This is a genomic window from Oenococcus oeni, from assembly GCF_020510245.1.
GTDB classification, from domain to species: Bacteria; Bacillota; Bacilli; order Lactobacillales; family Lactobacillaceae; genus Oenococcus; species Oenococcus oeni.
This window is the reverse complement of sequence record NZ_CP084701.1, coordinates 1,569,083-1,582,800: the sequence shown is the minus strand read 5'-3', so window position 1 is coordinate 1,582,800 and position 13,718 is coordinate 1,569,083. Positions and strand designations below refer to the sequence as shown.

14 protein-coding genes are annotated in these 13,718 nt (G+C 39.5%); 11 read left to right on the top strand and 3 right to left on the bottom strand.

The window, feature by feature from the left end; genetic code table 11:
- The first annotated feature begins 6 nt into the window (after nt 1–6).
- Genes accC through J3U91_RS08205 form a run of 8 tightly spaced genes read left to right on the top strand, consistent with a single transcriptional unit; the run spans nt 7 to nt 7,478 of the window.
- Nucleotides 7–1,389: an acetyl-CoA carboxylase biotin carboxylase subunit gene (gene accC / locus J3U91_RS08240; protein ID WP_002819401.1), complete on the top strand. Its 1,383-nt coding sequence runs from the start codon at nt 7–9 to the stop codon at nt 1,387–1,389.
- On the top strand, nt 1,386–2,255 hold the full coding sequence (locus tag J3U91_RS08235; RefSeq protein WP_002816346.1) for an acetyl-CoA carboxylase carboxyltransferase subunit beta: 870 nt from the start codon (nt 1,386–1,388) through the stop codon (nt 2,253–2,255). The genes accC and J3U91_RS08235 overlap by 4 nt, the downstream gene beginning before the upstream one ends.
- Nucleotides 2,245–3,015: a carboxyltransferase subunit alpha gene (gene accA, locus J3U91_RS08230; RefSeq protein ID WP_002819400.1), complete on the top strand. Its 771-nt coding sequence runs from the start codon at nt 2,245–2,247 to the stop codon at nt 3,013–3,015. The genes J3U91_RS08235 and accA overlap by 11 nt, the downstream gene beginning before the upstream one ends.
- A gap of 41 nt (nt 3,016–3,056) precedes the next feature.
- Nucleotides 3,057–4,130 carry a peptide chain release factor 1 gene (prfA, locus tag J3U91_RS08225; RefSeq protein WP_002819399.1) on the top strand — a complete coding sequence of 358 codons (1,074 nt, stop codon included), beginning with the start codon at nt 3,057–3,059 and terminating at the stop codon, nt 4,128–4,130.
- 15 nt (nt 4,131–4,145) lie between these two features.
- Nucleotides 4,146–4,973: a peptide chain release factor N(5)-glutamine methyltransferase gene (gene prmC, locus J3U91_RS08220; protein ID WP_002819398.1), complete on the top strand. Its 828-nt coding sequence runs from the start codon at nt 4,146–4,148 to the stop codon at nt 4,971–4,973.
- Between the two features lie 4 nt (nt 4,974–4,977).
- Entirely contained in the window at nt 4,978–5,991 is a 1,014-nt protein-coding gene (locus J3U91_RS08215; protein WP_002819397.1) for an L-threonylcarbamoyladenylate synthase, read from the top strand.
- A gap of 29 nt (nt 5,992–6,020) precedes the next feature.
- Nucleotides 6,021–6,650, top strand: coding sequence for a uracil phosphoribosyltransferase (gene upp / locus J3U91_RS08210; RefSeq protein WP_002819396.1), 630 nt, complete (start codon nt 6,021–6,023; stop codon nt 6,648–6,650).
- A gap of 45 nt (nt 6,651–6,695) precedes the next feature.
- Nucleotides 6,696–7,478, top strand: a complete 783-nt coding sequence (locus tag J3U91_RS08205) for a tyrosine-protein phosphatase (RefSeq protein ID WP_002819395.1) — start codon at nt 6,696–6,698, stop codon at nt 7,476–7,478.
- Between the two features lie 60 nt (nt 7,479–7,538).
- Here J3U91_RS08205 and J3U91_RS08200 read toward each other — a convergent pair whose 3' ends face one another.
- Together J3U91_RS08200 and J3U91_RS08195 are read right to left on the bottom strand one after the other, a co-directional pair.
- A complete protein-coding gene (locus J3U91_RS08200; RefSeq protein ID WP_002819394.1) occupies nt 7,539–8,387 on the bottom strand; it encodes a YihY/virulence factor BrkB family protein in 849 nt (282 codons plus the stop codon).
- Nucleotides 8,388–8,456: 69 nt separating this feature from the next.
- The gene (locus J3U91_RS08195; RefSeq protein WP_002819393.1) at nt 8,457–9,341 is read right to left on the bottom strand and encodes an AraC family transcriptional regulator; all 885 of its coding nucleotides are present in this window, start codon (nt 9,339–9,341) and stop codon (nt 8,457–8,459) included.
- A 243-nt stretch (nt 9,342–9,584) separates the two neighbouring features.
- Between J3U91_RS08195 and J3U91_RS08190 the strand changes: the two genes are divergently transcribed.
- The gene (locus J3U91_RS08190) at nt 9,585–10,796 is read left to right on the top strand and encodes an MFS transporter (RefSeq protein ID WP_002819392.1); all 1,212 of its coding nucleotides are present in this window, start codon (nt 9,585–9,587) and stop codon (nt 10,794–10,796) included.
- A gap of 55 nt (nt 10,797–10,851) precedes the next feature.
- Nucleotides 10,852–11,763, top strand: coding sequence for an alpha/beta hydrolase (locus J3U91_RS08185; RefSeq protein ID WP_002819391.1), 912 nt, complete (start codon nt 10,852–10,854; stop codon nt 11,761–11,763).
- 122 nt (nt 11,764–11,885) lie between these two features.
- Here the strand turns inward: J3U91_RS08185 and J3U91_RS08180 are convergent, their stop codons facing one another.
- Entirely contained in the window at nt 11,886–13,049 is a 1,164-nt protein-coding gene (locus J3U91_RS08180; protein ID WP_002819390.1) for a helix-turn-helix transcriptional regulator, read from the bottom strand.
- A gap of 155 nt (nt 13,050–13,204) precedes the next feature.
- On the opposite strand from J3U91_RS08180, the gene J3U91_RS08175 reads away from it, so the two are divergent.
- On the top strand, nt 13,205–13,708 hold the full coding sequence (locus tag J3U91_RS08175; protein WP_002819389.1) for a hypothetical protein: 504 nt from the start codon (nt 13,205–13,207) through the stop codon (nt 13,706–13,708).
- Nucleotides 13,709–13,718: the final 10 nt, after the last annotated feature.

The following is a 13,718-nucleotide window of genomic DNA, read 5'->3' as shown; positions in this document are numbered from 1 at the left end:
AAATAAATGTTTAAACGTGTTTTGATTGCTAATCGTGGTGAAATTGCTGTCCGGATTATTCGCGCCCTTCGTGAGATGGGGATCGAATCAGTTGCGGTTTATTCAACGGCTGATCGCGATAGTCTTTTTGTTAAATTGGCAGATATCGCCGTTTGTATCGGTGGGCCGCAGCCGGCCGATTCTTATTTAAACATTCAGAACATCGTCAGTGCGGCTGTTCTTTCTGGAGCCGACGCAATTCATCCTGGCTTTGGTTTTTTGTCTGAAAACGCCGAGTTTGCAAGAGTTTGCGCTGAATGCGGCGTTATTTTTATTGGCCCGGAGGCCAAGACAATTGAATTAATGGGTAATAAGTCCAATGCTCGCAGCACAATGAAAAAACATGGTGTCCCGGTTGTTCCCGGCAGCAATCAATCGATTAAAAATATCGATGCTGCACTCGAAATCGCTGATCAAATCGGTTATCCGGTTATGTTAAAAGCGGCAGCTGGTGGTGGGGGTAAAGGAATTCGTGCTATTAAAGATCGGGAAGATCTGATTAAAAAATTTCCTGACGCACAGCGGGAAACGAAACTTTCTTTTGACGATGACGATATGTACATCGAAAAGATTATCCAATCCCCCAAGCATGTCGAAGTTCAGGTAATGGGAGATAGTGCTGGAAACATCTTGGCTTTTCCCGAGCGTGACTGTTCTTTGCAGCGTGGCCATCAAAAAATGGTTGAGGAAAGTCCTTGTCCTTTGATTAACCCTTCAGAACGTGAATACTTGATGTCGGTTGCCGCCAAGGCTGCCAAGGCAATCAATTATTTGAATACCGGTACTTTTGAGTTCTTGATGGATGACCAGCATCATTTTTATTTCATGGAAATGAATACTCGTCTGCAAGTTGAACACCCGATTACAGAAATGGTAACGGGTATCGACCTAGTCAAAATGCAAATATGCGTTGCTTCTGGAGAAAAGATCTCTTTGAAACAAAGCGATATTAAAATTCATGGAACGGCAATTGAGTGCCGAATCAACTCCGAAGATCCGGTTCATAATTTTCTGCCTCAAGCCGGAAAAATAAAATCTGTTCATTTTCCACTGGGATGTCCGGGTGCACGCGTCGACTCGGCTATTGAAAACGGGAGTACAATTCCGCCTTTCTATGATTCGATGATAGCGAAATTAATTGCTCACGGGTCGAATAGAAAGGAGGCTTTGGCAATTATGGATCGTATGTTGGATGAGATGTCGCTTGTTGGAGTTAAAAGTAATTTGGATTTTCAACAAAGGCTTCTTCATTCCCCGGCTGTCATCAAAGGCAATACAACGACTGATTATATTGAAAAAGAATTTTTGCCCTATTGGCAGGCCCAATTGTCTGAGGAGAAGGTAGGATGACCTGGTTTAACCGACTTAAAGACTATTCCAAACAACAAACCGACAAGTTGCTTAACCGATATTTAACTCAAATACCTTCTGGGATTTGGCGGGAATGTCCAAGATGCCATTCGCGTTTTTATTATCGTCGTTTTGGAAATTTCGATGTTTGTCCCGAATGTGGTTATGGATTCCGTTTAACAGCCCGCAAAAGATTGAGAATGCTCACTAAGGATGCTGTTGAATGGGACGCTGATTTAGTTACTAAAGATCCGCTTTCCTTTCCTGGGTATTCGGAAAAATTGCAGCGGGCTCAAAAAATAACTAAATTGAATGAAAGTGTATGGACAGGACTGGCTCTTTTGGATAAAAGATCGGTTGCTCTGGGGATCATGGATCCTTATTTCATTATGGGAAGTTTGGGAATGATTACCGGTGAAAAACTGGCTCGTTTGTTCGAACGGGCTACTCTTCATGAATTGCCGGTGATTCTTTTTACAGCTTCCGGCGGTGCCCGTATGCAGGAAGGAATTCATTCTCTAATGCAAATGTCCAAAGTCACAGCGGCCGTTAATCGTCATCGCCAGGCAGGACTTTTGTATATTGTTGTTCTAACTGATCCAACGACTGGCGGTGTTACAGCCAGCTTTGCGATGGAAGCTGACATTACAATCGCCGAACCAAAAGCTTTAATCGGTTTTGCCGGGCGGCGTGTTATCGAGCAGACTGTCAAACAAAAATTGCCTGCCGATTTTCAAAGTGCCGAGCAATTACAAAAAAATGGTTTCGTTGACGAAATAGTCCCGCGTGAACATTTGACCGAAGAATTGAAACTTCTTTTGGATATGAATCAATCAAACGCTTGGAGAGCCAATCATGACAAATAAGGAAAAAGTTTCAGCTGCGGAAGTCGTTAAACGAGCTCGTAGTGATAATAAAACTGATAGTAGAGTAATGATTAAGCAATTGCTGACTGATTTTCGTGAATTTCATGGCGATCGCAATAGTGCTGATGATCCGGCCATTATCGGTGGAATCGGTCGGCTTTTGGATCGACCGGTGACTTTGATTTCTACTCAAAAAGGCCATGATGTCGAGAACAGATTGGCAACCCATTTCGGCAGCCCGGAGCCTTGGGGATATCGAAAAGCAATCCGACTCATGAAACAGGCCGAACTTTTTTGTCGTCCGGTCGTTACTTTGATTAATACACCGGGTGCTTTTCCGGGGATGGACGCTGAAAAAGCCGGCCAGGGCGAAGCGATTGCATCTTGTATTGCTACAATGATGAATTTAAAAGTTCCGGTTATTTCGCTTATTTTCGGTGAAGGAGGTAGTGGTGGAGCGCTTGCTTTGGCCAGCAGCGATCGTGTCTGGATGACTGAACATAGTGAGTATGCCGTACTTTCTCCAGAAGGATTTGCCTCGATTTTGTGGAAAGATGCCAAGCGTTCTTCGGAAGCCGCTGAAGTCATGGGATTGACTCCGGCCGCTTTATTGGATGCTGGCGTTGTTGAACAAATTTTACCGGAGCCTTTGGATTTGGTCGGACTTCGTCAGCAATTGTTTTCAGCTTTTAACGAATTATTCGCTTTGACGCCTGATGCTTTGGTTGAACAGCGTTATCAACGTTTTCGGAAGTTTTAAATCGTTTTATTTTGTCAACGTTAATCAACTATTATAGATAAGTGGACAAAATCTTTGCACAAATTCAAAACGTAGTTGATCGTTACGATGAACTTAACGAGCTGCTGGCCGATCCCGATGTGGCTTCTGATAGCGGCAAATATACTCGTTATGCCAAAGAACTTGGTGAGATTACGCCAATTGTCGAAAATTATCGCAGATATCAACAGTTAACCAATGAAATCAACGATGACAAAGAACTTTTAAATGATAAAGAAATGGCTTCTTTGGCAAAAAAAGAATTGTCTGAATTGGAACCGGAACAATCCGAACTATCAGAGAAACTCAGAGTTCTGATGATCCCAAAGGATCCGAATGACGATAAGAATATTATCATGGAAATTCGTGGTGCTGTTGGTGGAGATGAAGCCAACCTGTTTGCTGGTGATCTGCTGAACATGTATGCCCATTATGCCCAATCGCAGAATTGGAGTTTTGAGATTGTTGACCAGACAGTCGGCGAGGCTGGTGGTTTTAAGGAAGCGGTTATCAATATTTCTGGTGAAAATGTTTATAGCAAACTGAAGTTTGAATCCGGAGCTCATCGGGTCCAAAGAGTTCCCGTTACAGAGACTCAGGGGCGTGTTCATACCAGTACTGCAACTGTTGGAGTTATGCCTGAGTTTGAAGATATTGATACAGAGGGCCTGATCGATCCGAAGGACGTTCGTGAGGATGTCTATCGTTCTTCAGGTGCTGGAGGCCAGCATATCAATAAAACCAGTTCGGCAGTCCGTCTTGTCCATCTCCCAACCGGAATCAAAGTCGAAATGCAGGAGCAACGTTCCCAACAACAAAATCGAAGTAAAGCTTGGCAGATTCTTCGTTCGCGGGTCTATGATCATTTTGCCCAGGAAAACCGTGAACAATACGATCAACAGCGACGGACAAAAATCGGCAGCGGCGATCGCTCGGAACGGATCCGTACCTATAATTTTCCTCAAAATAGAGTTACCGACCATCGAATTAATTTCACTTTGAATAAACTGGACAAGGTAATTAACGGCGATTTGGAAGAAATTATTGATGCTTTAATAATTGCTGATCAAACTAAGCGCTTAGAGGAAATGATTTAACTATAATAAAGGCTAATGACCACTTTACGGCAAATTAGAAATGATTTTTTTAAAACATCAGTCGACTTTGAAACGATCGATGTTTTTTTGCGCGGAGAATTGAAAATTAACAATACCGAACTTTTGTTAAGGTTTTCCGAACAAATTCCGGCACGAACCGAAAGCAAGCTCAGACTGGATTTCGACAAAGTCCAAGCCGGTGAACCTGTTCAATATGTACTCGGCTTTGCCAATTTTTATGGGCGGGATTTTTCGGTTGGACCACAGGTCTTGATTCCGGAAGTTGAGACAGCCGAGTTGATTGACCACGTTAAGAACGCTGTATTGCTGCCCTTGGAAGATGATTTTTCAATTTTGGATATCGGTACCGGGAGTGGAAATCTGGCGATTACTTTGGCGCTGGAACTGAAAGCGAAAAATGTTTTAGCTGTCGATATCAGTCAGGATGCTTTGGACCTGGCTAAAAAAAATTCGCAAAATTTGTCGGCTACCGAAGTTAAATTCATTCGTTCCGATCTTTTGGAGAATGTTAATGGCCTGTTTGATTTGATTGTTTCCAACCCGCCTTATGTTAAGACTGGTGAAAAAGAAATTGACAAACAGGTTGTTGATTTTGAGCCACATCAGGCTCTTTATGCCGGTGCCGATGGTATGGATGTTTTTAGGAAAATGATTCCGGAAACTGTTAAGCATTTAAAACCGGACGGTTATGCAATTTTTGAAATGGATTATCGTCAGGGTGATGAAATCAAATCTTTGATTAAAAAGAATTTTCCAAAAGCCCAGATAGAAATTTTTAAAGATATTTCCGGATTGGATCGTTTTATCGCATGGAGGAATTAGAAGTATGACCTTGGTATTGAAAACAAGTGAAAAGGCAATTGCCGAAGCGGCCAATATAATGGCCAGCGGAGGGGTTGTTGCTTTCCCGACTGAAACTGTTTATGGGATTGGTGCTGATGCCACTAAACGTGATGCAGTGGAAAAGGTCTTTGCTGCCAAAAAGCGCCCGCACGACAATCCTTTAATCGTAACTGTATCCAATGCTGAAATGGCTTCTCGTTTTGCTAAACTGGATTGGCGTGCCGAAAAATTGATTGAAAATTTTTGGCCTGGTTCTTTAACAATGATTTTGCCTTTAATTGATCAGGATATTCTGCCGGATAACGTTACCGCCGGACTATTAACGGCGGCTTTTAGAAATCCAAAAAACGATGTGACTCGTCATTTGATTACCTTGTTAAATAATCCTATCGTTGGCCCTTCAGCTAATTTATCGACCAAACCTTCTCCGACAACCGCCGAACATGTTCTCCATGATATGGATGGGAGGATTGATGCTGTCATCGACGATGGCCCAACTGAGATTGGCGTTGAATCAACAATTGTCGATCTGTCAGTCAAACAAGCGACCATTTTACGTCCAGGAGCAGTCACGGCCGATCAGGTCTCTTCTGTGTTGGGAGAAAAAGTAATTGATCCGACTGGACCAATCTCGCTTGCTGCGAACATCGCTCCAAAAGCTCCCGGAATGAAATATCGTCATTATGCTCCCAGCAAGGCAGTCGTGATTTTCAATCAAACCGACTTAAAAGATTTAAAACAGCAGCTTAAAAAAAATGATGCCGTTGTCGCTTTAGAAGACAGCTTGAATCAATTAAAACTTGATCGCCGGCATTCCTGGTCTCTGGGTGAAACGGCCGATTCGGCAACCGAAGAATTATTTTCCGCTTTAAGGTTTTTCGACGATCAAAAAGATATTCAAACAATTTATGTTGAGTCCCTGCCTAGTGAAGGAATTGGAGAAGCTTATATGAATCGTCTGGAAAAATCGGCTGGCGGCCAACATTTCGGATTGTAATGATAGTATAGAAAAGGGTTATTAAAAACATGTCTAAATTTACTGTAATCAATCATCCATTGATTCAACACAAATTACGAATTTTACGTGATAAAAATACTAGTACGAAAGACTTTCGCGACTTGGTTAATGAAATCGCGATGCTGATGGCTTACGAAGTCAGCCGTGATATGCAGCTGGAAGATGTCGAAATAGATACACCTGTTGCCCATGCGACAGTTAAACAATTAACTGGTAAAAAGGTCGCTGTTGTGCCGATTTTACGAGCTGGTTTAGGGATGGTCGACGGTGTCGTTAAATTAATTCCGGCCGCTCGAATTGGCCATATTGGAATGTATCGTGATGAGAAAACGCTCGAACCGCACGAATATTTCATTAAATTGCCCGAAGATATTGAAAAAAGAGAAGTAATTGTTGTTGATCCAATGCTCGCAACCGGTGGTTCTGCTAAAGATGCGATAGCCGCCCTAAAGAAGCGTGGCGCGAAATACATAAAATTAATGGTGCTTGTTGCTGCACCGGAAGGTGTTAAGGCTGTTCAGGCAGCTGACCCGGATGTCGATATTTATGCAGCAGCACTTGATGATCATTTAAATCAAAATGGTTATATCGTTCCCGGTCTAGGAGATGCCGGCGATCGTTTATTCGGCACGAAGTAAATAACTATTGATCGCTTTTTTAGCGGTCTTTCTTTTTGGAGTCTTATGTTTGAAAAACGTGTTTTAAAAATAAAAGGTGGTTCTAATTTTCGTGACCTTGGCGGTTATCAGACCCATGACGGAAAAAAAATTCTTTGGGGCAGGCTTTTTCGCGGTTCTGCACTGAACAATTTTACCAATCATGATCTTCGGGTTCTAAAGCGCCGCCATATCAATACGATTATTGATTTTCGCAGTCTTGACGAGAGCTTAAATGATCCTGATATTTATCCAGAGACCTCCAATGATATAAGATTGACAGTTTTAGACCAGGACACGACTTATTCGACGATTACTCCGGAAGAATTTCATCGCTTATCCCACAGTAACGGTTTTGCATATAAGCAAATGATGAATACTTATCGGCGTTTGATCACTGATGAATTTTCTCAACAAGCCTATCGGCAATTTTTTGATTACTTGTTGAATCAGGACGATGGTGCAATTTTATTTCACTGTACGAAAGGAAAAGATCGAACAGGTATTGCGACGGCACTCTTTTTTTTGGCCGTTGGCATTGACAAAAAAACTATTTTTCAGGATTACCTGTTGACGGATACTTATAATCATGAACAGACAGAGGTTGAGTTAGAGCGGATGGTTGAAAGAGGAGAGGACGATGACGATATAGATAATGTAAAACATTTTTTGCTGACAGATCGTAACTATCTCGAAAATGCTTTCGCTGCTATGGATGAAATCGCTGGAAGCCCCCAGGCCTATTTAAAAAAATACCTTGGCCTTAGTGATGAAAAGATTCAAATTTTACGGAATAAGTACTTGTCTTAGTTTTTATTGATTTTTTTCCTTTGCTAAAACAGGTTTTTGTATTTTCTGCTATTTTTTGCTTTAAAATTTAACCACTTTTTCAAAATAATTTTGACAGCTGGCATTTATTACTCCACCGATCAGAATAATGGAACTAGAAAAATTAAGCCAAAACATCAATAATATAAAGCTTCCGATTGTCTGATACGAAGAAACCCGTTGGGCAAAATATTCAACATATAGCTGAAATCCCTGAGCCAGTAATAGCCAGCCCAAAGACGTAAATACTGCGCCAATCCAGACGTAGCGCCATTTTATTTTGGCCTGAGGTACGAAATAATAAATTAATATCAGGAGAGAAAATAAACCGACCAAACCAATTAAATTTTTTGCTCCAAGCAGACTCGTCAGCCAACCGAGAGACGTGCCAAAGTTATTTTTCAGTAATTTGAGAAGGTATTGGCCAAACAGCATTATTGATAGAAGAAGAGCGAACAATAGAAAAGCCAGTAAGAGCAGGATAAAAGAAAGAATTCTGCTTACAATGGCATTTTGTTTGCTCGAAGAATTGTAAATCTGATTGAAGCAGCGTCGAAGCGTCGCAATTAATCCGGATGCCGACCAGATTGTAACTAAAATTCCAATTGACAAACTACTATTGCTGCCGTTAGTCAGAAAGGAATTGATAATCGGTTTGATAATATTACTCATATCAGACGGTGTGATTTGAATAATGTAATTAAGAATCGTCCTAACACCGATTTTCAGATGTGCCAGCAAATTTCCAAGTATCAAAATAATTGGTGGTAGGGAAAGCAATAAATAGTAAGACAAGATTATCGCATTATTATTAACATTCCCCTGTTGGTAATATTTTTTAAATAATTTAGCCCAACGAAGAAAACTGTTCAACAATTTATGTTTGTTCATTGAGCTCCCCCTAATTTATCGAAAAAGAAAATTAACCCGAATAACTCAACTTAATTATATAAGTATCCATCAAAGTATGTTCGTTCTATTTTTTCCGCTCAGTCGTTTTCGATAATCGGTTGGCGTCACTTTGTAGATTCGTTTAAAAGTTCTCGTAAAAGCTTTTTCATTCGGAAATCCAACTTGAGTAGAAATTACCAGGATTGATTTTTTTGTATTTGTTAGTAGCTGATATGCTTCATGAAGACGAACCAGATTCAAATATTCAATTACCGAGTTGCCCATATAATACTTAAAATTTCTCGAAAAATAACTAGTAGACAAATTAAAATGATCGGCAATTTTTGTAACTGTCAAAGCTTCTTTGGCGTGTTCTTGAATAAACATGATTATTTCATCCAAACGTTCAAATGGTTTATCGGTTGTGGCAAGATCGTTTGGCGTCGTTACGATACTGGAGAAATTTTTTGTTAGCAGGTAGAGAATCTGTAATATTTGCGAAGTTTTGCTGATCTCATCCAAAGAATTTGTTTGATGGGAAGCAAATTGGAAGAATTTTTTTAAAATCCCTTCCAATTCTGCTAAATTCTGTTGATTATTTGCTGTTAATAATTCCTTATCGGGAATTTCATATCGACGATAGCGATAATTAGGAACTATTTTCATTAGAAAAGGATAAGGGAATATTAAACTTAAAGCCAAACTATCTTGCCGTTTTTTTGTTTTCGGGAAAAACACCGAGTGAATCTCATTGGAATTAACAACTAAAATCGTTCCCGGTCGGGTTGAATAGTGTTTCCCGGCAATTGTGAAATCGGGAATGCTGCCCTGATAGGTATAACTTATTTCCAAAGAATGATGCCAGTGTTTTGGAACATTAACTGCCTTATCATGCAGAATTATCTTGACTGGAAAGATTTTGGATTTGCTATCGATTGATTCATGATAATACATAAGTTTTACTTTCAATAATGATTGAAGAGCTCTTTTTTAAAATTCAGAATATAAATATTGTTCGCTTAAGAAAAAGATGTCATAAAAAGACTGAAAAGAGGGTCGCAATTCGCTCTTAAAGTAACCGCTTTCATTGTAACCTAACTTTGTACAGGGATTTAACTTAAAAAGAATTTAGTGATTTGCCGGCAGAAATAATTATTAAGCAAATACTTGTACGAAATTAATTTGGAGGTATAAAACATGCAAGAAGAGAATATAGTTCACAGACCTTTATTCAAACTATCAATTCTTTCAATCTCTTTGATGACGATGATCGCTCCGGCTATTTCATCAGCTTTACCCTTGATGTATGGATCTTTTAAAGGGGAAACGGAAACGGCTGTGGAAACTTTGGTAACGGTCCCGAATTTTGGTATTATTGTCTTCCTTTTCTTGAGTACTTTTGTTATTAAACTAATTGGAGGAAAAAACACAGTGATTTTTGGTCTATTGCTTGCACTCGTTGCCGGTATAATTCCGGTTTTTTCGAACGATTATGCACTCGTTTTTGTTTCCAGATTTCTCTTGGGATCCGGAATCGGTCTTTTTAATTCCATGTGCGTCAGTCTTATTGCGAGATTTTATAAGGGTGATGAATTATCGACGATGATGGGTTTTCAGGGGGCGACTGGATCGCTTGGAGGCGCCTTGGGAGCCTTCCTTGTAAGCTGGCTGGTTACTTTGGGTTGGCACCAGACTTTTCTGATTTATCTAATTGCATTACCGATTATGGCTTTGTTTATTTTCTGTATTCCACGACAGCTGTTAAATGAAGGTAAAAGTGTTTCTTCTTCAGGAAAACAAGTATCTTCAAATTCCGGTAAACAAACAATCAATCTTCCGGTTTGGGGACTGTCGGTTTTGATTTTTTTGGTTTTTGCGTTTTTCCTGGCTTCCCAATTACAGCTTCCAGCCTTGGTAACGGCTAAAAGAATTGGTAGTTTGAGCCAGGTATCTGTTTTAAACGGAATTACAACTTTGTTTGGTATTCCGATTGGAGCCGTTTATGGCAAAGTAAGTAAATTCCTAAAGAACCTTACTTTATCTGCAGGATTCTTATTTGCTGCCCTTGGATTTTCACTGATTGCTTTTGGCAGTGATTTGTTGATCGTTGGTTTAGGCGCAATTGTTTCCGGTGTTGGTTTTGGACTTATGGTACCGTCGATTTATGTCTGGATGGCTAAGGTTGCACCAAAGAATTCGGAAAATTTGGCATCTACTGTTTTATTAGTTACTACTAATATTGGAGTTTTTGCCTGCCCGACAATTTTGAATTTTCTCGGAGGATTATTTTGGACAGCCGGCGCTCAGTCGAGCATGCTGGTCGCGATGATCGCTTTTATTGTTATGTTCGTGATATCAATTTTTTCAATATTTTCTTTTAAAACGAGAAACAAGAAAGAAATTGTTTAAATTGAATGTTTTTAATTTAAATTTCTTATAAATAAAATAAAAATCAGGATTAAATATGTCAGAAATAGTTTTAAAAAAAATCGAAAAGTTTAAGCAGGAATGGGGAAAAGCCGATGCAAAACGCGATGAAGGCTTATCAACCTCGCCAAAAGGTATTAAACGCTATGATAATTTGAGCTATGGTCCCCATGGCAAGGATAATTTGTTCGATATATATCTACCGGAGGATCATGATCTTCCGATTCCAATGCTTATCAGCATTCACGGCGGCGGTTTTTTCTATGGAAATAAAGAAGGATATCAGTTCTATTGTTTGGGCATGGCTCAACGCGGTTTTGGAGTTATCAATTTTAATTATCGCTTAGCGCCTGATCATCCCTATCCAGCCGCTTTGGAAGATGTTAACGAAATGATGAATTGGCTCGGCAATCATGTCCGGGATTATGGTTTGGATCCACAATCAGTCTTTGTTGTCGGCGACAGTGCTGGTGGGCAATTGGCTGAACAATATTTGACGATTCTCAGCAATCCGGATTTTAAAAAATTGTTTGATTACAATTCACCCAAACTAAGAATTCTGGCGACCGGTCTGAATTCCGCTCTTTCTTGTCTGGCTGATCCGGAAAGCATGCCGGAGGACAGTGAAGTCGAAGCCTATTTTGGCAAAAATGCTTTGGAAAAATGGGGACAACAACTACGGACGGAGGAGTATCTGACAAAAGATTTTCCACCAGTTTATATTGTCACTGCTGTAGACGATTTCTTAAAACATCAGTCGCTCCAATTGGCAGAAAAACTTAAAAAGGTCGGCGTTAATGTTCAACAACGGGTATTTAGCGATGACCAGCATCCAAGAGGGCATGATTTCCAACTTGATCAAAGAGATGAATTGGCAAAAGAATGCAATGATCTTGAAGCCGATTTTTTCCGCAACATTTATGAAAGTTCTAATAGATCAGTAGAATGATTACTTCATTTTTAATAGGGCTTTTATATAAGCTATATTCAAAAAAAGAATTCTAAAAGAGAATTCTTTTATTTTATTATCCCAATTAAGTTTTTTATGAACATGTTTATTACTAAGTTTTCTCAGACCTTGCCGAATGTATTGCGATATTTTAGTGGTGTCATGCCGATAATTCTTTTAAACACACTTCCATAGTGACTTGTCGATGCATAAGCAAAATTGAGTGCAATCGTATTGATCGGCAAGTCTGTATAAATCAAATCGCGTTTGCTCGCTTCGATTTTTTCCCTCTGAATATATTCATTTACAGTTGTTTGCTGAGTATCGTGAAATATTTTGGATAAGTATTGTTCGCTGACATTACAATATTTGGCGAGTTTTTCAAGATGAATTTTATTGTGCAAATGAGTTTGGATATATTTTTTGCAGCGTTTGATGATTAAATTGGTCTTTGTCTTTTCGACTGGATAATTAATATTATGAACCAACTCGGTATATTGGATTTTTGCCTGCAAACTTAAAGCAATTACGTCCTGAACATTATTGGCTTGTTCAACCGATCGAATATATTGGTCATTGATTGTAAAAGATTGTTCATAATCAATTCCGCCTTTAATGGCGGCTCGTGCTAACAAGACCAAATCAACAATTGCCAGATTTTTCAAAGAACGCAATTTGGTTGGTCCAAGTGTAGCAAAACTCCCTTCGTATGACTCGTGGATACTTTCCTTCAGGGCCGATAAGTTACCTTCCGTCACGCTGCGAAGCTCTCTTACTTCCTGATCGTATGGATTATGAACAAATTCGTTTTCTTGGTTGTCACTGGAATAACGGGCTATTTGTGCATCGTTGTTTCTAATTTTATTTTCGCTCAAGTGATTATTGATAAAAATGTCCGAATTTTGAAGATCGCTTCCATGAATTGCGTTTTGCAGCAAATTTAATTCTTCGAATAAAAATTCTGTCGAATAAGTAGAATCGTCGGTTTGAGCGAAAACGGGTGTTTTCTCAGATGAATCATTAATAGTAACCGGACCAATCAGGTATTTAATATTTTTACCGGAAATTACGGCAATCACTTTTTGTGCCGACAAATATTTTAAATATGGAAAATCTTTACTCGAATCGAGCAATAGTTGATTAATCAATTCACGATTATCGATTAATTTGTCTGAATGTGGAGGATGCCCCCAGTACTGAATTAAACGATCCTGCTGAAATAAGCGAATCGGGACCCGGAGGACTCTTATAAGATGATTCAAAATGGCATCCAATGCGGTTTTCAATGACTGAGCCTTCTTAAGAATTTAAATCTAGTTAAGTTGCAATTAGCAAATTTTTATAATAATTCAGCATAAAAATTTGCTAATCTGTTTAAAATTCTTATATTAAAACGCTTACATTATTATTACAATAGATTTCGTAAGGAGGCAACAAATTTATGAAGATAAATATTAATGACCAAAATAGTTACGGACAAATTAATCCGAATTTGCATGGTCAATTTATTGAATTTTTAGGAAATTGCATCGATGAAGGAATCTGGGTAGGCAAGGATTCCAAAATTCCCAACATCGACGGGATGCGAAAAGGAACTGTCGATGCCCTAAAAAAACTTGCTCCACCAGTTGTACGTTGGCCTGGTGGATGTTATGCCGACACCTATCATTGGCGAGACGGTATTGGTCCACAGAAAGATCGACCGATTTCCTTCAATGAAAATTTTGGAACCTATCAAAGAGATCGACATTCGTTTGGCACGGATGAATTTATGGAATTCTGTGAATTAATCGGTGCCCAGCCCTGGTTCAATATAAATATGCTCAGCGCTAGTGTCCAGGAGATGAAGGATTGGATGGAGTATTGCAATCGCAGTGAAAAAACCTCGTTATCGAATCAAAGAAAAGATAATGGGCACGCTGAACCATATGCTGTTAAATATTAGGGAATTGGTA